General features: G+C 63.8%; 16 protein-coding genes, 1 tRNA gene and 1 pseudogene. 6 read left to right on the top strand and 12 right to left on the bottom strand.

Going from position 1 to position 19,610, the window contains the following annotated elements:
* The 3 genes and pseudogenes from IPF49_06000 to IPF49_06010 all read left to right on the top strand — a co-directional run.
* A partial coding sequence (locus IPF49_06000) for a hypothetical protein (GenBank protein MBK6287185.1) occupies window positions 1–356 on the top strand: 356 nt, incomplete at its 5' end.
* Window positions 357–519: 163 nt separating this feature from the next.
* Window positions 520–957 (top strand): annotated as a pseudogene (locus IPF49_06005) (phage major capsid protein).
* Window positions 957–1,232 (top strand): hypothetical protein, encoded by a 276-nt coding sequence (locus IPF49_06010; GenBank protein ID MBK6287186.1) that lies wholly within the window; start codon window positions 957–959, stop codon window positions 1,230–1,232. Before IPF49_06005 ends, IPF49_06010 begins: the two are co-directional and overlap by 1 nt.
* Before the next feature lie 326 nt (window positions 1,233–1,558).
* On the opposite strand, the gene IPF49_06015 is transcribed toward IPF49_06010, so the two are convergent.
* The 3 genes from IPF49_06015 to IPF49_06025 form a co-directional block, all read right to left on the bottom strand.
* Window positions 1,559–1,933 carry a hypothetical protein gene (locus tag IPF49_06015; GenBank protein MBK6287187.1) on the bottom strand — a complete coding sequence of 125 codons (375 nt, stop codon included), beginning with the start codon at window positions 1,931–1,933 and terminating at the stop codon, window positions 1,559–1,561.
* A gap of 188 nt (window positions 1,934–2,121) precedes the next feature.
* Complete coding sequence (locus IPF49_06020; GenBank protein MBK6287188.1) at window positions 2,122–2,331, bottom strand: hypothetical protein; 210 nt, start codon at window positions 2,329–2,331, stop codon at window positions 2,122–2,124.
* 179 nt (window positions 2,332–2,510) lie between these two features.
* Window positions 2,511–2,586 (bottom strand) — tRNA-Ala (locus IPF49_06025).
* Between the two features lie 139 nt (window positions 2,587–2,725).
* On the opposite strand from IPF49_06025, the gene IPF49_06030 reads away from it, so the two are divergent.
* Entirely contained in the window at window positions 2,726–3,520 is a 795-nt protein-coding gene (locus IPF49_06030) for an SDR family oxidoreductase (GenBank protein MBK6287189.1), read from the top strand.
* Between the two features lie 101 nt (window positions 3,521–3,621).
* Here the strand turns inward: IPF49_06030 and IPF49_06035 are convergent, their stop codons facing one another.
* The 7 genes from IPF49_06035 to IPF49_06065 all read right to left on the bottom strand — a co-directional run bounded on the left by IPF49_06035 (window position 3,622) and on the right by IPF49_06065 (window position 10,893).
* Window positions 3,622–5,139, bottom strand: coding sequence for a glutamate--tRNA ligase (locus tag IPF49_06035; GenBank protein ID MBK6287190.1), 1,518 nt, complete (start codon window positions 5,137–5,139; stop codon window positions 3,622–3,624).
* 97 nt (window positions 5,140–5,236) lie between these two features.
* On the bottom strand, window positions 5,237–5,824 hold the full coding sequence (locus tag IPF49_06040; GenBank protein MBK6287191.1) for an SDR family oxidoreductase: 588 nt from the start codon (window positions 5,822–5,824) through the stop codon (window positions 5,237–5,239).
* Between the two features lie 367 nt (window positions 5,825–6,191).
* The gene (locus IPF49_06045) at window positions 6,192–7,589 is read right to left on the bottom strand and encodes a hypothetical protein (GenBank protein MBK6287192.1); all 1,398 of its coding nucleotides are present in this window, start codon (window positions 7,587–7,589) and stop codon (window positions 6,192–6,194) included.
* Window positions 7,570–7,977 (bottom strand): D-alanyl-D-alanine carboxypeptidase, encoded by a 408-nt coding sequence (locus tag IPF49_06050; GenBank protein MBK6287193.1) that lies wholly within the window; start codon window positions 7,975–7,977, stop codon window positions 7,570–7,572. The genes IPF49_06045 and IPF49_06050 overlap by 20 nt, the downstream gene beginning before the upstream one ends.
* The gene (locus tag IPF49_06055) at window positions 7,883–8,347 is read right to left on the bottom strand and encodes a serine hydrolase (protein ID MBK6287194.1); all 465 of its coding nucleotides are present in this window, start codon (window positions 8,345–8,347) and stop codon (window positions 7,883–7,885) included. Before IPF49_06055 ends, IPF49_06050 begins: the two co-directional genes overlap by 95 nt.
* 42 nt (window positions 8,348–8,389) lie before the next feature.
* Window positions 8,390–9,472 (bottom strand): hypothetical protein, encoded by a 1,083-nt coding sequence (locus IPF49_06060; protein MBK6287195.1) that lies wholly within the window; start codon window positions 9,470–9,472, stop codon window positions 8,390–8,392.
* A 62-nt stretch (window positions 9,473–9,534) separates the two neighbouring features.
* Window positions 9,535–10,893 (bottom strand): MBL fold metallo-hydrolase, encoded by a 1,359-nt coding sequence (locus IPF49_06065; GenBank protein ID MBK6287196.1) that lies wholly within the window; start codon window positions 10,891–10,893, stop codon window positions 9,535–9,537.
* A gap of 59 nt (window positions 10,894–10,952) precedes the next feature.
* On the opposite strand from IPF49_06065, the gene IPF49_06070 reads away from it, so the two are divergent.
* The gene (locus tag IPF49_06070) at window positions 10,953–12,461 is read left to right on the top strand and encodes a thymidine phosphorylase family protein (protein ID MBK6287197.1); all 1,509 of its coding nucleotides are present in this window, start codon (window positions 10,953–10,955) and stop codon (window positions 12,459–12,461) included.
* Window positions 12,458–13,357 carry a ribose-phosphate diphosphokinase gene (locus IPF49_06075; protein MBK6287198.1) on the top strand — a complete coding sequence of 300 codons (900 nt, stop codon included), beginning with the start codon at window positions 12,458–12,460 and terminating at the stop codon, window positions 13,355–13,357. The genes IPF49_06070 and IPF49_06075 overlap by 4 nt, the downstream gene beginning before the upstream one ends.
* A 58-nt stretch (window positions 13,358–13,415) precedes the next feature.
* Here the strand turns inward: IPF49_06075 and IPF49_06080 are convergent, their stop codons facing one another.
* Window positions 13,416–14,882: a glutamate synthase subunit beta gene (locus IPF49_06080; GenBank protein ID MBK6287199.1), complete on the bottom strand. Its 1,467-nt coding sequence runs from the start codon at window positions 14,880–14,882 to the stop codon at window positions 13,416–13,418.
* A gap of 30 nt (window positions 14,883–14,912) precedes the next feature.
* A complete protein-coding gene (locus IPF49_06085) occupies window positions 14,913–19,595 on the bottom strand; it encodes a glutamate synthase subunit alpha (GenBank protein ID MBK6287200.1) in 4,683 nt (1,560 codons plus the stop codon).
* Between the last annotated feature and the right edge of the window lie 15 nt (window positions 19,596–19,610).

Here is a 19,610-nt window from a genome sequence, read left to right on the forward strand (position 1 = left end):
ATATGGGCATGGGCCGGCCCCGGCAGACTGACGCGGAAGTTCTGTTGAAATCGGCAGAGTTCGCCGCATTCACCGAGAAGAAAACCGACCTGATCACGGTCAAGACCGCGATCACCAGGACGAGCGCGGCCGGCGATCCGCTGGTGCATGGCAGCAAGCCGTACATCGACGCGGGCGTGCGGATGCCGCTGACGATTCGCCGCCTGCTGCCGACGTTCCCGACCGCAAACGGTGCTATCGAGCTGCCGGTTAAGACCGCCACGACCAACAACGCGGCGGTGCAGGGCAACGGAAGCCCGTTCCAGGTCGAGAATGTGTCACTCGGCGAGAGTGCCTACGTTCACCTCTCAGCATAGTGCCGGTTCGAACTGGGGCATTTTGTGCCGGTCTCGAATCAGATTTTCGAGGACGGCGGCACGTTGCAGGCATTCATCGAGGGCGAGTTGCTGGCGGGGCTGGCCCAAGCTGTCGAGGGGATCAACTGATCAACGGATCGGGCAGTAACGGCGAGCTGACCCCGGATTGATTCAGGGCGCCACGGCATACGCGGGAACTAGCCCGCTCACCTTCACGACCCGGCTGGACGTGCTGCGGGATGCAATCAAGCAGGTTCAGGTTTCGAAGTTCCGGCCGAACGCGGTAATCGTTTCGCCTACCACCTGGCGCGACATTGAGCTGTCGAAAGATTCCGGCAACAGTTACCAACGCGATCCCATGACCAGCGTGTCGAGGGTGTGGGGCCTGCCGGTAATCCCTACCACCTCGATTGCTGACGGTGTGTTCCTGGTGGGCGACCTCTCCCGAGCTGCTAGCCTGTTCGCGAGGGAAGCGGCGCAGGTGGCTTTTGCCCGGAGCGATTCGAGCAACTTCCAGAAAAACATGGTGACGGCGAAGGCGACCGAAAGGCTCGCACTGGTAATCACCAATCCGACCGCGATGAGATACGGGAGCTTCTAATGGCGTGGTGGATCACCAGCCTTGACGGCGAAATCAGTTTCGCCACCCGCACCGCCAGCACTGCCGACGAGGCGCGGCTGGAGCTTGCGAGGAAGTACGGCAAAGCCTCTTTCGCGGAGTTCTGCGAGGCGGCCGACTACGGGCCGGGCTCGTTCCGAATTGCCGAGGTGATCGTCGAGCCGAGGCCATCGGATCCGGGTGTTCAGATCGTCACCCCGCCGCAGGGTTTGGCCGAGCGGGCATTCCTTGCCGTGCGTGGTGCGATGCGCCGATAGAATTTGCGGGAAGTTCACCCCCGCGCGCACGTGGACACGACTTCAAGACGCAAAGTTGCATCTTGCTGGCGTTACCCCTGCGCGTGCGTGGGCACGACTTCAACATGCCAATTGGCATCTTGCCGGTTGCCTCCATGCAAATGCGACACGCGTGTCACTTTTCTCGATTGCTACCTGCATGTAACGCTGCGCGTGGCGGAAACTAAACTCACAATTCGCCTCAACCCACGGCTTCACCCCGCGCGTGCGTGGGGCAGACTCCTCGGTGCCGCCAGTTGGCGGCGTCGAAGAACTTCACCCCGCGCGTGCGTGGGGCAGACCCTTAGTCATTCGAGCCCTGGATACCCCAGATCCTCTAGAGCCGCGGCGAGTTCGTCGCCTTCCAGCTCCCGCACAAAGGCCCTGCTATTCTCTGCCATGCGCTCTACCCTCACCATGCCGCGGGCGTGCGTGCTGATGTCGTTGTAGGATCCGCACCACCCGTGCAGCCGCGGTTCTAGTGATTGATTGGTTCTGGCTGGCAGATCCCGCACATCATGGCGGCGCCACCCTGCTAGCGTGTTGTGGTGCTCCACCAGGAAGCCCACCTGCCCCACGGTTAACGATTCGTCTGGTCCTATCCACTGTCCGTTCACGGTCACGTCCTCGACATACACCGGCAACCGGCCGGGGCGGTGGCGCTGTTGCGCCTGGGTCATCATAACCCGGCCATGCCTCACCAGATGAGGCGCTGCGACAGGTAGCCCACCATGGCGCCCGCCGACCGCTGGCGCTCCTTCGCTTGTGTGGCTTCGAAACTTCGCGAATCGCGAACATTACGCTGTTACTGCGTAACACGACGACTCGGTGGCGCACGTCATCACTGAGTCAGAAACAAAGCGAATGGCCGTTACGCAGTAACGTATTCCGTCGCCCGTTCAGCGGCAGCAAGTAGCCGTTCAAGCATGGCGCGCTGGCTTATCCCGTGATGGCGGGCCAGCCTGCCGAGCTGCGCCTTTGCCTGGACGCTGACAACCATATTCAACCGCTCGCCTGAGCCGTCCACGTCCTGTAGGTGGCGCTGGCGGTACGCCCGTTGCCGTTCTGCATTTGTTGCCATGACACTCCATCCGTTACGCAGTAACAAAAGTATATCGCCTGTTACGCAGTAACGTGCGTGTGTCGGGCAGTCTGTAGGAGATTTCGGATTTTGAGGGCACAAGCTGGCCGTTTGCACTTTTGCCTGCACTTTTCTGTTTGAAGCACTCCCGGCCTAATCGCGTAAGTGCTTGTTTTTAATGGTGGAGCCAGGCGGGATCGAACCGCCGACCTCCTGCATGCCATGCAGGCGCTCTCCCAGCTGAGCTATGGCCCCATGAAGGGAGCGCGAATTCTATGGAGCACCCTGCGGGCTGTCAACAATCGACAGGGACGAACAATCACATCGGTCATTGGCAGGCCGCGTTCCGATTGCTAGCCTGCAGCTTCAACCCAAATGAACCGGAAAAATCACCATGAGCATCCTCGATCTGTTTCGTCTCGACGGCAAGGTAGCAATCATCACCGGCGCCGGTCGCGGTATCGGGGCCGCCTGCGCCCGCGCCTTTGCCGAAGCGGGCGCCAATGTGGTGATCGGTGCGCGTACGCTGGAGCAGATCGAACGCACCGCCGCGGAGGTGCGTGCCGCGGGCGCAAGGGCGTTGGCCGTGCCCACCGATGTGATGCGCGAGGATCAGCTTGAGGCGCTGGTCGCCGCCGCACTGGCGGAATTCGGACGCATCGATATCGTGGTCAACAATGCCGGCGGGTCGCCACCGAAGCCTGCGCTCAATACCACCACAGAGGAGTTCGTGAACGCCTTCCGCTTCAATGTCGGGACCGCGTTCGCACTGTCGCGCATCGCGGCGCCGAAGATGATCGAAAGCGCCGGTGGCGGATCGATCATCAATATCTCGTCGGTGGCAGGACAACACGCCTCACCCGGCTTTGTCGCCTATGGCACCGCCAAATGCGCATTGACGATGCTCACGCGTGAACTTGCGCAGGAGTTTGCCCCGCGTATCCGGGTCAATGCGATTGGCGTCGGATCAACCAAAACGGAGGCACTGAACACCGTACTCTCGCCTGCCATCGAGAAGACCATGGTCGATTTGACACCGATGGGACGCCTTGGAGAAGTCGAGGATATTTCCGCCTGCGCGCTGTATCTCGCCTCCCCGGCTGCCGCGTATATTACCGGCGACGTGATCGGCGTGAACGGCGGACTCACCACGCTCAACCTGCCGATGCCGCGCGCGTCCTTTGTCTGAATGCGTGCACATCGCGGTGAAAGGCCTCAACCCATGATGCGAGGTTGAGGCGGACAGCAGAGCGGTTTTCCCGCCTGTGCGAAAACCTGTTCGGGCGGGGATTACTGCTCGTTCCCCACAGCGGGATCAGTCTGCCCGTCGCTCAGTGCCGCGTAGGCTTTTTCCACGTCCTTCATCTTTTTCCTGGAAATCCCGCCGAGCAGTTCGATGGCATGACGGATACGGGCGCGAGAGAGATCCGAGCCCAGCATATGCATCGAGTCGATCACCGATATCGTGGCCGATGTTCCCGCTATCGCGATGAACAGCGGCGCCAGGAAATCGCGGATCTTCAGGCCCATCGCCTCTGCCAGATCCTTCATCGCGGCGAAAATGGCCTCGCGCTGCCACGCCGGCAGCCCCTCCAGGCGCCACTGCGCAAACTGGAGCTGGCGCAGCAGCAACTCGCGCTCGGTAGCGATGGCGGCAAAGCTGTGCTCCGTCAGGGGCAGCATGCCGGACACCAGGTAGGATGCGGCCGGGGCAAAATCGCTCAGCCGCTCCATGCGCGGCTGCAGGTGCGGCAGGATGCGCATCAGGTTGTCGTGGTTCAGCGCCCACTCCGTGAGCCGCACGGCGAGTTGTTCCACCGTGAAGTTCTCGCGTATCCACAGCGCATTCAGCCAGTTCAGCTTGTCGAGATCGAATACCGGCCCGCCCAGCGATACGCGCTGGATGTCGAAATGCTCGAGCATCTCCGCGAGCGTGAATTTCTCGCGCTCATCAGGCATCGACCAGCCCATGCGCCCGAGATAATTTAGCAGCGCTTCCGGCAGATAACCCATGCGCCGGTAATAGAGAATGCTGGTCGGATTCTTGCGCTTGCTCAGTTTGCTCTTGTCCGGATTGCGCAACAGCGGCAGATGGCACAGCACCGGCATCTGCCAACCGAAATATTCGTACAGCAGCATGTGTTTTGGCGCCGAGTTGATCCACTCCTCGCCGCGCAGCACGTGGGTGATCTGCATCAGGTGATCGTCCACCACGTTGGCGAGATGGTAGGTCGGCATGCCATCGGCCTTGAGCAGCACCTGCATATCGACCTGTGTCCACTCGATTTCGATCGCGCCACGCAACATGTCGTGCACCGTGCAGGTACCGGTGCGCGGCACTTTCATTCGCACCACATGCGCCTCGCCGGCCGCGAGCCGCGCGGCGACTTCAGTCGCATCGAGTTGCAGGCAGTGTCCGTCATAGCCCGGCGTCTGCTGCGCGGCGACCTGCGTGCGGCGCAGTTCGTCGAGCCGCGCCGGCGTGCAGAAGCAGCGAAACGCATGTCCCTTGCCGAGCAGCAGATCGGCGTGGTGGCGGTAGATCTCGCCGCGCTCGCTCTGGCGATAAGGAGCATGCGGCCCGCCAATGTCCGGGCCCTCGTCCCACTCGAGTCCGAGCCAGCGCAATGACTCGAGGATCGCGGCTTCCGATTCGGCGGTGCTGCGCACCTGGTCGGTATCCTCGATGCGCAGGATGAACTTGCCGCCGTGCTGGCGCGCGAAACACAGGTTGAACAGCGCGATATAGGAGGTCCCGACATGGGGGTCGCCGGTCGGCGAAGGAGCGATACGGGTACGGACGGTCATCGACAAGGGTTTCCAGGCAGGCTAGCGGCCCGGCCGGCAGTTCCTCAGGACGCCACCGGCACAGGCTCGAAGGGCGCCCAGTATAACGAGGCGTGCCTCAGAAATTCACCCTTGCCCCGCCATCGACATGAAGACCCGCGCCGGAAATGAAGCGCGCCTCGCCACTGGCCAGAAACAGTGCCGCCCGCGCCACATCCTCCGCCAGACCGAGCCGGCCGACCGGTGCTTTCTTTTCCCAGAACGCACGGAACTCCGGGTCTTCCAGGAAGGGTTCGCTCAGCCCGGTGACTGATGAAAACTCAAGCAGCGAAAGGCGGCCAGATAAACCGCTCTTCCTGGGCCAGGAAGCCGCGTGATGCGTCCATGCGCACCAGATCCTGCAACTGTCCCAGGCACGCCGCGCCCTGCGTGCACCATGCCTCTTCGGCCGATTCCCGATCGCCAAACGACAATTCCAGCACACCATCGAACAGCGAAGGGTTCGCATCGTCATACACATCGGCTCGCGGCAGATCGACTGACACCTGCGCAATTCCAGGCAGGGTGCGCTTGCCCCACTGCGCGGCGCCCTGCAAACGCTGAGCAAACTCCACACCGGACAAATACTGCGAACGCCGCAGGAACAACATGATCTTCCCGGGCACCGCAGAAATATTGGCGGGATCCGCAGTCTGGCCGTGGACATGGCTGTCGCAAATCAGCCAGGCCAGGTGTTCCTGCTCGAGGAAATTGGCCTCATCCTGTTTTACCGGCAGAAACGCCGGATTGGCAAAGATTTCGTCCAGCGTCGCCGGCTCCTCGACCCAGATCGTGGCGATACCCTGGTAGCGCATGGCCGCCAGGCCGGACAATTCCCCGGCGCCACCGATCGCATGGTTCTGGATATAACGCTGGATCTGCCCGACCGCTTGCGTGAGGCGTCCGTGCGGCTCGCGCCAGTGCGCATGAAACTGCTGCTCGCTGATATCCCGGCGCTTGGCGATAAATGCAAAAACCTTGATCACACGCTGACTCCCCTGATGCGGATTTTCCGGCAGATACCGGAGCCCATCTCAAAATTCCCCGCGCGACTCCGGGCCCTGTGGCCGTGACGCCTGGCATCGTCCCACATTCGCCGGCTTCGCGCACAGCCGCCGGAGATTGATTCGCGCCTTGTAGCCAGCAGGATCGAGCATGATCGCGCGCTGGTACGCATCGAGCGCCGCGTCTGCCGCAAGCGGTTGCTCGCGCTCGAGCGCAAAGCCGAGGTTGTTCCAGGCGCGGGCATTGCCCCCGTCTGCGCGCACCGCCGCTTGCCAGAAGGCGGTTTCCGAGGCGTAGACCAGGTTGCGCATCACCGTTGCCGCCAGCAGGATGCCCGTCAGCAAAGCCGTGATCACGCGCGCATGGCGCCGCGAACCCATCCATGCCCGGCTCCACATCATGCCTACCAGCGCATACAACGGAATTGCCGCGAGGTACAACTGGCGCTCGTTGGCCACATCGAGCCGCGCCAGCACGCTGTTGGTCGGCAGCAGCGCCAGCGCCAGCCACAACAGCGACAATGCAGGCCATGAGCCACGCCGGATGCGCAGCAGGCTCCATGCCAGCGCCACGGCCCACAGGCCCAGTGCCACCACCCAGCGCGGTTCCCAGTCGTGAAACACCGCGAGCCGCGGATCAACGTTCAGCGCGAAGGGCTGCAGCAGTTGGAGGACCAGATACCAGGTGGCCAATGCCTGGGTTACCAGGTTGTCCCAGGGTGTGCGGATGGCGAGGGACACCTGCAACAACTCGCGATGGCGTGGCAACGCCGCTACCAGCAGCAAGCCGACAACGCAGATCAACCAATGCCAGCGCGCGCCACGGAGCGCAGCACGCCATGCTCCATCGCGTTGCCCGGGATGCACCAGTGCTTGCCAGTACAGTACCAGCGTGAGCAGCGCGGGCAGCACCAGTGCGGTTTCGCGGCTGGCAATGGCCAGCGCAAACGCCAGCAGCGAGCGCACCACCGAACCCCTCAACCGGGCCACCATGCTGCCCAGCATCCACATTGTGGCCAACGATACCGAGCGCCCCGACAACATCGTGACGACCTCGGTATTGACTGGATGCAGCGCGAACAGCAGCGCTCCGGCAAACGCGGCACCGCGCTGGCCCGTCGGTAGCAGATGCTGCAACAGCATCAGCACCAGCAGCACGTTGGCGCCATGGAACAGCAGGTTCACGAGGTGAAACCCGAACAATCCGCCAAACGAACAGTTCAACGCATAGCTCAGCTTCAGCAAGGGCCGCATCCCCGGCATGCTCCGCCACCAGTGCGCCAGCGAACTCACGTCGGGGTTGTCGATGATCACCACGTAATCGTCGAACTGGGGGATGCCCGCAAAACTGTTCAGATAGGCAAGCGCGGTGAGCAGCAGCAGCCACGCAAGCGCGCGTCCGTTGCCCTCAGCGTGCGGATCCGGCATCGAATGCCCCGTCGATCATCGCGTGTGCGGTCCACCAGCGCTCCGGCGCGCCGAGCAGCACCAGCCAGACCTGGTGCCCCCCGCGCTCGGCAAGCGCAATCAGGCACTTCCCGGCCCTGGCCGTGAACCCGGTCTTCACGCCGCGTGCGCCATCCAGATTGCCGAGCAGCAGGTTGGTGCTGCGCAGTTGCCGCGAATGCCTGCGATCGGTTGACTCCAGCAGGAATTCACGCCGTGCAACCGCAGTGCGAATTTCCGGGTACTCCATTGCCAGTCGCGCAAGTTTCAGCAGGTCACGCGCGGTGGAGTATTGCCCCTCGGCATCCCATCCGCAGGGATTGACGAATCGGGTATCGGCGAGTTCCAGCACCGCGACCGCGCGGTTCATGTCCTGCACGAAATCCTCGACCGATGCGGAAGCGCTTCTCGGCGAGCGCGAGGCAGGCATCGTTGGCGGAACGGACCAGCATCGCCGCCAGCAGATCCCGGCCGAGGTAGCGCTCCCCCTGCCCCAGCCCGGCGCGGGCACCAGTAGCCGCGGCCGCGCGCTCGCTGATGCTCAGGGTCTGCTCGAGGCGCTCGGGCCGTTGCAACCAGAGCACCGCGGTCATCAACTTGCCGAGACTTGCCGCCGGCAGATGCGCATCCGCATTTCGCTCGCCGCGGACCACCCCGTCACGCTCGAGCAACCACGCCGTGGCAATGGGCCCATCACCCGATGCGGCCAGCGGCAGCAGCAGACCCAACAACACCGTCACGAATCGCGCGTACACCAGCCAACGCGCCAGCTGCGAGACAACTCAGAAGCCGAATACTTTCTTCAGGTTCTTGACTCCTTCCTTGACCCCCGCCTTCACGTCTTTGGTGACACCCTGCTTGCCCTCGGTCGCGCCCCCTTGATCGGCCGCATCCCGCTGCTGTGAAAGCGCCGCGCCACCCCCGGCCGCATTCGACGCCGCAGCCGCACAGAAGCTGCGGTACTGCTCGGCTATCTGGCTGGAATACTCGCGTCCCTCACATTCCGCGCTGGCGAGCACCGCCGTCTGGGCCTCGCATTTCGCCAACAGGAAACCGAGCTGCTTTGTGTCGAGCGCCTGTGGGCACATCGCCGGCGCTTCGTCCGGGCAAAAACTCTGCACGAAACCAAAGTTCGACTGCTTTGCGGCGCCAGTGCAGTGCCGGCGCCGCAAATCCACGCCGCGTGTGCCACACACCGCCAATTGTTCGTCGAGACTCGCTCCGGTTTTGTCCGCATGGGTGCGATCGACCCCTTCCGCCAGCAAACGGTAGCCATCCAGCGTATCGACCCGCTTGCAATACTCGCCCTGTTGCGCCTTGCACATTCCATCCTTGGTAAACAGGGTGCCCTGCATTTTCGTCACCGCGTCCGTGCACATGCGCGTCACCTGTTCCTTGCCGCGCTTCTCGGCCGCCTCGGCCTGACGCTCGAGTTCGGCTATTTTGCGTGCCTGTTCGGCCGTTTCGGCGGTGTAATCACAATCCCCGATCGCGATTCCCTTCATGGTCATCTCGGTGACCTCGCCGCTGCGGTCGGTCATCTTCATCAGCGAAGTCATCGAGTCCGCGGTGCGGGTCTGATCGAGCTCCGTCAATCCATCCGGGCACTGCATCTTGACGAAATGACGATTGCCCCTGCTGTGCTGCTCGAGCAACGTGCACTTATCGTCGGCCGGTGGCGCTTCGTTCTCATCCCTGGACAGGCAGGCCGTCTGTTTGGGCAACGAAAAGCCCATCCCGGCGGGCATGCCGGGCATTTCCATACTGATCTCCCAGCGGATGCCGGACCCCGGTTGTGCCAGGACCGCAAAAGACAGCGTGGCGCCGAACAGCAGCACGCAGATGGCAAGGAAATGTGATCGCATGGCGGTCTCCGATGTGCGATGAAACGGGGCGCGCCAATCATGCGGCGTGAATGCGCATCCCGTCAATCGAACGCAACCTCGTCGAGATACTCCGGCACACTGCTGCGCCAACCCAGCTCATCCTGTATCCGCAGACGCATCGCATCCGCCGCGGCCGGCTCGCCGTGAGTTACGAAGGTATGGCGCGGAGGCGTCTCGAAACCCTCCAGCCAGCCAATGATCTCGTCGGCATCGGCATGCGCCGAGAGCGCGTCGAGCGAATGAATCTCGGCCCGCACCGGAAACCAGCTGCCGTGGATCTTCACCCGCTCCGCGCCGCCCACCAGCGCGGCTCCACGGGTACCCGCTGCCTGGAAGCCGGCGAACACCACGCTGTTGCGGTGATCCCCGACCAGCGATTTCAGGTGGTGCAGCACGCGCCCGCCGCTGGCCATGCCGCTCGCCGAGATGATCACGCAGGGATAGCCCTGGCGCGTGAGCGCCTGCGATTCCTCGACGCTGCGCACGAAGGTGGTCGTGGCGTCGATCAACTCGCAATCGTCATTGCTCAGCTTGTGCTCGCGGTGGAAGCGGCAGAATATCTCGGTCGCCCTGATCGCCATCGGACTGTTCAGGTACACCGGGACATCGGGAATCGCCTTGCGTGCGCGCAGGCGCTGCAGAAGGTAGAGCAGCAACTGCGCCCGGCCGACCGCGAAGGCCGGAATCAGCACGATGCCACCACGTTTCACCGTCGTATTGATGATCTCGCCGAGCACCTGCTCGGCGTCGAAGTCGCCGTGCCTGCGATCGCCATAGGTCGATTCGACCACCAGGTAATCGGCGCGCGGAACCGGCTCGGGTGCGCGCATGATCGGGTCGTGCGGGCGCCCGAGATCGCCGCTGAAGGCGAGCGTGCGGTGCCCGTCATCGAGCAGCACGCAGCAGGCGCCGAGAATGTGTCCGGCCGGCGTCAGCGTCGCATCGAGCCCCTTCCCCACCGAGCAGGGCTCGCCATATTCGATGGCGCGAAACTGGCGGAGCACCTGCTCGGCATCCTGCTGTGTGTAGAGCGGTTCGGCGGGGTCGTGGCGCGAGAATTTCTTGCGATTGGCATACCGCGCATCTTCCTCCTGCAGGTAGCCCGCATCGGGAAGCAGCACCTTGCACAAGGCAAGGGTGGCGTGACTGCAATAGATCGGGCCGCGGTATCCCTGGCGGTAGATGGCCGGAAGAAAACCGCTGTGATCGATATGCGCATGGCTCAGCACCACCGCATCGATCTCTCCGACCGGCAACGGCAACGGACTGCGATTGCGCAACCGCAGGTTCTTCACCCCCTGGTACAGTCCGCAGTCGACCAGGATCCGCGAGCCGTTCGCGCTCACCAGGTATTTCGAGCCGGTAACGGTCTGGGCAGCGCCGAGAAACTGTATCTTCAATTGTGTCGCTCCATTCAACTAACATGCATGGCAATTCATGCTAAGGCGAACACAAAGCCGTGAACAACCATTTTCTGTACCTCCGGCGACTCGGGATCGATACCTATCAGGAGCCCGTGGTTTATATGCGCGAGGACAGCGATATCTGCCGTGCCGAAGGCTTCAGCAGCCAGAACCGGGTACAGGTGAGCGTGGATCAGCGGCGCATAATCGCCACTGTGCACATGGTCAGGTCGGAACTGCTGCATCACGACGAGGCCGGCCTGTCGGAAGCGGCGTGGCATCTGCTGGGCGCCAGCGAGCGGGCACAGGCGCGCTTCAGCCATCCGGCGCCGGTGGAATCGATGAGTCATGTGCGCGGCAAGCTCTACGGCACGCGCTTCACCGACGCGAGCGCGGCAGCGATCATCGGCGACATACGCGACGGTCGCTACTCCGATATCCAGCTGGCGGCCTATGTGGCTGCCAGTGCCGATCAATTGCTCGACACCAGCGAGACCATCGCGATCACGCGCGCGATGGTCGAATCGGGACGACGCTTCGACTGGGGCCGCACGCCGGTCATGGACAAGCATTGCGTCGGCGGACTGCCCGGCAACCGCACCACCCCGATCGTGGTGCCAATCGTCGCCGCCTGCGGCTTGCTGATGCCGAAAACGTCCTCGCGCGCCATCACGTCGCCAGCGGGTACCGCCGACACCATGGAGACGATGGCGCCGGTCAGCCTGTCTTTCGAGCGCATGCGCACGGTCGTGGAGCAGGAAGGCGCCTGCATCGCGTGGGGCGGTTCGGTGAGCCTCAGCCCCACCGACGATATCGTGATCCGGGTCGAGCGCGCGCTCGATCTCGACAGCGAGGGGCAACTGGTCGCATCGGTGATTTCGAAAAAGGTGGCGGCCGGCGCCACCCACGTGCTGATCGATATTCCCGTCGGACCGACCGCCAAGGTGCGCCAGGAGCAGGTGGCGCAGCGCTTGAGCGAGCAGCTGATTCAAACCGGCAAGGCACTCGGTCTCGCGGTCAGCGTCCAGCAGAGCGACGGCAGCCAGCCGGTCGGCATTGGCATCGGCCCCGCGCTCGAGGCACGTGATGTGCTGCGGGTGCTGCAGCGCGACCCGGGAGCTCCCGCCGACCTGCGCGCGCGGGCGCTGCAACTGGCTGGCCTGCTGCTCGAAATGGGCGGCGCGGCTGCCGTCGGACAGGGCCTGGTCCGCGCCACCGCGGTGCTCGACAGCGGCGCGGCGTGGAACAAGTTTCGCGCCATCTGCGCGGCCCAGGGCGGCATGCGTGAACCCCCGTCGTCGCGCTTCCAGCACGCCGTGCTCGCCCGGCGCGGCGGACTGGTGGCGCACATGAACATGCGCAGCCTGGCCAAGGCCGCAAAGCTTGCCGGCGCTCCCGCGGACAAGGCCGCCGGCATCGAAATGCATGTGCGCCTCGGTGACGAGGTGGAGCGTGGGCAGCCGCTGTTCACGATGCACGCCGACACCACCGGCGAGCTGCACTACGCGCTCGATTTCCTGGCCACACACCAGGAGACGATGAGCGTCGAGGAGCGCGTGCTGTGACGCTGGTCGTCGAATATCACGATGGCGGACTCGGTGCGCGCCTGGCACGCGAACTCGCCTGCCCCACGCTTGCCCACGAAATGCGCAGCTTCCCCGATGGCGAGACCTATCTGCGAATCGATGACGAGGTCGCCGGGTGCGATTGCCTCGTGGTCGCCGACCTGTCGCGGGCGAACACCCGCATCCTGCCGCTGCTGCTGCTCGCCGCCACGCTGCGCGCGCAGGGCGCGGGCAGTATCGGCCTGATCGCGCCCTACCTCCCCTATATGCGCCAGGACCGGGCGTTTCGCCACGGGGAGTCGGTCAGCTCGCGCCATTTCGCGGAACTGATCAGCAGTCACTTCGATACGCTGCTCACGGTGGATGCGCATCTCCACCGCTACAAAACGCTTGCCGAGCTGTACCGGATACCGGCTGCCAACCTATCGGCCAGCGCCTTGCTCGGTGCGTGGATCGCGGAACATATCAGTGCCCCGGTGTTGTTCGGACCCGATGCCGAGAGTCGGCAGTGGGTGGCGGATACCGCGAAGATGCTCGGCTGCCCGTGGCGGGTGCTGGAGAAATCACGCCAGGGCGATCGGCTGGTCGAAGTGCGCGGTGCCATCGATGCGAGCCTGCGCGGGCTCACACCGGTGCTGATCGATGACATGATCTCCACCGGCAGCACCCTGATCGAGGGCAGCCGTTTGCTGCAGCAGGCGGGATTCGGCAAGGCCCGGGTGCTGGCGGTTCACGGAATCTTCGCCGCTGACAGCGAAGCCCGGTTGCGCGCCGCGGGCCTGCAAGACATCGTTACCAGCGATTCCATCCCCCACCCGAGCAATGCGCTCGGACTCGCGCCGCTGCTGGCACAGCATGTGCGCGCAACCGCCACGCCGCGCGAGGCCACCCGTTGAAGGCGAGCGGTTCCCGCGGCGTTTTGCTTCGGCCATCCGCGCCCGCGGAGCGCCCGCGTCAGCGCGGCAGCGTGCTGCTGCCCATCAGGTACTCATCGATCGCGCGCGCGGCCTGGCGCCCCTCGCGGATCGCCCACACCACCAGCGACTGGCCACGGCGCATATCGCCGGCCGCGAACACCTTGTCGATGTCGGTCCGGTAGGCCTCACTGCCTTCGGTAACGGCCCTGGCATTCGAACGCTGGTCCTTGCTGACCCCGAACGCCTCGAGCACCGTGCCGATCGGTCCGAGAAAGCCCATCGCGAGCAGCACCAGGTCGGCCTTCAGGGTCTGCTCGCTGCCCTCGATCTCGATGAACTTGCCATCCTTCATCTCGACATTGACGGTACGGATCGCGCTCAGCTTGCCCCTGCTGCCGATGAATTCCTTGGTGGAAATCGCAAACACCCGCTCGCAACCCTCCTTGTGGCTCGAGGAAGTGCGCAGCTTGTAGGGCCAATAGGGCCAGGTGAGTGCCTTGTCCTCCTGTTCCGGCGGCATCGGCAACAATTCGAATTGAGTGACGCTCGCCGCGCCGTGACGGTTCGACGTGCCCACGCAGTCGCTGCCGGTATCGCCGCCACCGATCACGATCACGTGCTTTCCGGCGGCGGAGATCTGCTTCCTGACCTTGTCGCCGGCATTCACGCGGTTCTGCTGTGGCAGAAACTCCATCGCGAAATACACCCCCTCGAGCTCGCGGCCGGGGGCCGGCAAATCGCGCGGATTTTCCGCACCTCCGCTCAGCAACACGGCATCGAATTGGGCGAGCAATTCCGCGGGCGCGATGGTTTCCTTCGCGAGATTGGTCACGCGGCTGTCCTCGGGCAACGCGCCAACCAGCACTCCGGTGCGAAATGACACGCCCTCGGCTTCCATCTGCGCAACGCGCCGGTCGATGTGGTTCTTGTCGAGCTTGAAGTCAGGAATTCCATAGCGCATCAGTCCACCGATGCGATCGTTTTTCTCGAACACCGTCACCGCATGCCCGACGCGGGCCAGCTGCTGCGCCGCCGCCAGCCCCGCCGGACCCGAGCCGACGATCGCGACACGCTTGCCGCTCGGCTCCGCGGGCGGCTGCGGAACCACCCAGCCCTCCTCCCAGCCGCGATCGATGATCGCATGCTCGATCGACTTGATGCCGACCGCCACGTTGTTGTAATTGAGCGTGCAGGCTTCCTCGCAGGGTGCCGGGCAGATACGCCCGGTGACCTCGGGAAAATTATTGGTCGAATGCAGCACCGTCAATGCGTTGCGCCAGTCGCCGCGATACACCAGGTCGTTGAAATCAGGGATCACGTTGTTGACGGGGCAGCCGTTGGTGCAGAACGGGATGCCGCAATCCATGCAGCGCGCACCCTGCACGCTGGCCTGGTCGGAATCCAGCGCGATGACAAACTCGCGGTAATTCCCGAGCCGCTCCTCGACCGGCTCGCTGCCTTCCTCGAGCCGATCGTATTCCATGAAACCGGTGACTTTACCCATGTTGTTCAGATCCTCCGCGGAATTTCCCACTCATGCATTCACGGCCGCAAGCGGCGCCTCCCTGGCGGCGTTCTCGACCAGCGCCCGCCGGTACTCGTGCGGGAACACCTTGACGAACAGGCCACGACCTTCCTCCCAGTCATCGAGCAGGTCACGCGCACGCAACGAGCCGGTCCAGCGATGGTGCTTCTCGATCAGGCTGCGCAACAGCTCATCGTCGGTCTCGCCCTTGTGCCACAGCGAGCGATCCACCTTTTCCTGCTGTTCCTTCGCCGACAGCAGCGGCTCGAGCGCGACCTGAGCCGTATTGCAACGGCTGGCGAACTCCTCGTCCGGGTCGTAAACATAGGCAATGCCGCCCGACATGCCCGCGGCAAAATTGCGCCCGGTGCTGCCCAGCACCACCACCGTGCCGCCGGTCATGTATTCGCACCCGTGATCGCCGGTGCCTTCGACAACCGTGGTCGCGCCCGACAGGCGAACCGCGAAGCGCTCGCCCGCGACGCCACGGAAGAAGGCCTCGCCGCTGGTCGCGCCGTAGAGCACGGTGTTGCCGACGATGATGTTCTCGGTGGGATTGCCGCGGAAATCGATGCTCGGGCGCACCACGATGCGCCCGCCCGAGAGCCCCTTGCCGGTGTAGTCGTTGGCATCTCCCGCCAGGTACAGCGTGATGCCCTTTGCGAGGAAGGCGCCGAAACTCTGCCCGCCGGTGCCGTTCAATTGCACGAATATGGTCTGGTCGGGCAAGCCGTCCGGATGATGACGGATCAGCTCGCCGGAGAGCATCGCGCCGACCGTGCGGTTGACGTTGCGCACATCGTCGAGTATCTGCACCCGCTCGCCCCGCTCCAGCGCGGGCTGGCAACGTGTGATGAGCGAGCGGTCAAAGGCGCGCTCGAGCCCGTGATCCTGGAGCTCCACCTGACGCCGCGACACATCTGCCGGGACATCCGGGCGATAAAACACACGGCTGAAATCGAGACCGCTTGCCTTCCAGTGTTCAATGCCTTTACGGGTATCGAGCAGGTCCGAGCGTCCGATCAGCTCATCGAAACGGCGGATGCCGAGTTGCGCCATGATCTGGCGGACTTCCTCGGCAATGAAGAAAAAGAAATTCACCACATGCTCGGGCTTGCCGGCAAATTTGGCGCGCAGCAGCGGATCCTGGGTGGCCACTCCGACCGGACAGGTGTTGAGATGACATTTGCGCATCATGATGCAGCCGCTCGCCACCAGCGGTGCGGTGGCAAAGCCGAACTCGTCGGCGCCAAGCAGCGCACCGATCACCACGTCGCGGCCGGTTTTCATCTGGCCATCGGCCTGCACCCGGATCCGCGAACGCAGACGGTTCAGCACCAGTGTCTGCTGCGTTTCGGCAAGCCCGAGTTCCCACGGCGTGCCCGCATGCTTGATCGATGACCACGGCGAGGCACCGGTGCCGCCATCATGCCCGGCAATCACCACGTGATCGGCCTTGGCCTTGGCGACACCCGCCGCGATCGTGCCGACACCGACCTCGGAGACCAGCTTCACGCTGATTTCCGCGCGTGAATTGACGTTTTTCAGATCGTGGATCAGTTGCGCAAGGTCCTCGATCGAATAGATGTCGTGGTGCGGCGGCGGCGAAATCAGACCGACACCCGGCACCGAGTAACGCAGGTAACCGATGTACTCGCTGACCTTGCCACCCGGAAGCTGACCGCCCTCCCCGGGCTTGGCACCCTGGGCCATCTTTATCTGGATCTGGTCGGCCGAGAGCAGGTACTCGGTGGTCACGCCGAAACGGCCCGAAGCCACCTGCTTGATGCGCGAGCGCAACGAATCACCCTCGCTCAATTCATAGTCGGAGGCGATCACGCCGGCGCCGATCACCTCGGAGACCCGCGTCCCCGCGGCGATGGGAATGCCCTTCAGTTCGTTGCGGTAACGCGCCTGGTCCTCACCGCCTTCGCCGGTGTTGGACTTGCCGCCGATGCGGTTCATCGCGATCGCGAGATTGGTGTGCGCCTCGGTGCTGATCGAGCCGAGCGACATCGCCCCGGTCGCGAAGCGACGGACGATCTCCGCAGCCGGTTCGACCTCGTCGATCGCGATTGCCCCGGCGGGATCGAAACGGAACTCGAACAGCCCGCGCAGTGTCATGTGCCGCCGCGACTGGTCATTGATCAGCTGCGCGTATTCCTTGTAGGTCTCGAACTTGCCGGAACGTGTACTGTGCTGCAGCTTGGCGATCGAATCCGGCGTCCACATATGCTCCTCGCCGCGGGTACGCCAGGCGTATTCGCCGCCGGTGTCGAGCATGTTCTCGAGCAACGGGTCGGCACTGAAGGCCGCGCGATGGGTACGGATCGCCTCCTCGGCGACATCGAACACCCCGATACCGGCGACCTGCGAGGCGGTACCCGGAAAATACTGGCTCACCAGCTCGGGATCGAGACCGATGGCCTCGAATATCTGCGCACCGCAATAGGACATGTAGGTGCTGATACCCATCTTCGACATGATCTTCGACAGTCCCTTGCCGATCGCCTTGACGTAGTTGCAGATCGCCTGCTCGGGCGCAACACCCGCGGGGGAGTCGCGGTGCAGTTCGCCCAGCGTTTCCAGCGCGAGGTAGGGGTGGATCGCCTCGGCCCCGTATCCGGCCAGCACCGCGAAGTGATGGACCTCGCGCGCCGAGCCGGTCTCGACTACCAGGCCCACCGTCGTGCGCAGACCATTGCGCACCAGGTGGTGGTGAATAGCCGAGACCGCCAGCAGCGCCGGTATCGCCACGTGCTCGCGATCCATGCGCCGGTCGGTCACGATCAGGATATTGTGGCCACCGCGCTGGGCGTCCACCGCCTCGGCACACAGCGAGGCGAGCTTGGCTTCGACGCCCTCGTTGCCCCAGGCGAGCGGATAGGTGATATCGAGTTCCCAGATCCTGAACTTGCCGGTGGTGTGGCGGTTGATATCGCGCAGCCGCGCCATGTCGGTGAAGTCGAGAACCGGTTGCGCGACCTCGAGCCGCATCTGCGGATTCACGTCGTTGATATCGAGCAGGTTCGGTTTCGGACCGATAAAGCTGTTGAGCGACATCACGATCGATTCACGGATCGGATCGATCGGCGGATTGGTAACCTGGGCAAACAACTGCTTGAAATAATTGTAGAGCGGCTTGTTCTTCGACGAGAGCACCGCCAGCGGCGAGTCGTTGCCCATCGAGCCGATGCCTTCCTCGCCGCTGGCCGCCATCGGCTGGAGCAGGAACTTGATGTCCTCCTGGCTGAAGCCGAACGCCTGCTGGCGATCGAGCAGCGATTCGGCGAACTCGCCGGGCCCACCCGCGGCCGGAATCTCCTCGAGCCGCACGCTCACGTTCTCGATCCACTGGCGGTAAGGCTTCGCCGAGGCAAACTGGTTCTTGAGTTCCTCGTCATGGATCAGACGGCCCTGCTCCAGATCGATCAGGAACATCTTGCCCGGCTGCAGACGCCATTTCTTGACGATCCGCCCCTCGTCGATCGGCAGCACGCCGGATTCGGAAGCCATCACCACCAGGTCATCGGCAGTCACGATATAGCGCGACGGACGCAAGCCGTTGCGATCGAGAGTGGCGCCGATCTGGCGCCCGTCGGTAAACGCGATCGCGGCCGGACCATCCCAGGGCTCCATCATCGCCGCGTGATACTCGTAGAACGCGCGGCGGCGCTCGTCCATCAGCGTGTGCTGCTCCCAGGGCTCCGGGATCATCATCATCACCGCGTGCGCCAGCGGATAGCCGGCCATGGTCAGCAGTTCCAGCGTGTTGTCGAAAGTCGCGGTATCGGACTGGCCCTCGAAACTGATCGGGTAGAGCTTGCGCAGATCCTCACCGAGCACCGGGGACTTCATCACCCCCTGGCGTGCCCGCATCCAGCTGAAGTTGCCCTTGACGGTGTTGATCTCGCCGTTGTGCGCGACCATCCGGTAGGGATGCACCAGCGGCCATTCGGGGAAGGTATTGGTCGAGAAACGCTGGTGCGCGAGCGCCAGCGCGGATACCGCGCGCGGATCCCGCAGATCCCTGTAATAGCAGCCGACCTGGTCGGCCAGCAGCAGGCCCTTGTAGATGATCGTGCGGCAACTCATGCTCGGCACGTAGTACTCGTGCGAGTGCTTGAGTTTGAGCGCCATGATCGCGCTAGAGGCGGTCTTGCGGATCACGTAGAGCTTTCGTTCCAGTGCATCGGGCACGATGATATCCGGCCCGAGCCCGATGAATACCTGGCGGATCACCGGCTCCTTGGCACGCACCGTGGGCGACATCGCCATCGCCGTGTCCACCGGTACATCGCGCCAGCCGAGCAGCACCTGCCCCTCCGCGCGCACCGCGCGCTCGAGCTCCTGCTCGCAGGCCAGCCGCGATGCATGCTCCTTCGGCAGGAATATCATTCCCACGCCGTACTCGCCGCGCGGCGGCAACTCTACCCCCCGTGCGGCCATGTCGGCACGGTAGAGTTCATCCGGGATCTGGATCAGCAACCCGGCGCCGTCACCCATCAGCTTGTCCGCGCCAACCGCGCCGCGGTGATCGAGATTCTTCAGGATCAGCAGGCCCTGCTCGATGATCGAATGGGAACGCTGCCCCTTGATATGAGCCACGAAACCGACGCCACAGGCGTCGTGTTCACGGCTGGAATCATAAAGACCGTGGCGGGTGGCTAGCTCGATTTCCGAAGATGACATGACGGTGCGGGACTC

This window comes from Gammaproteobacteria bacterium (assembly GCA_016705365.1).
Lineage (GTDB): Bacteria > Pseudomonadota > Gammaproteobacteria > Pseudomonadales > UBA5518 > UBA5518.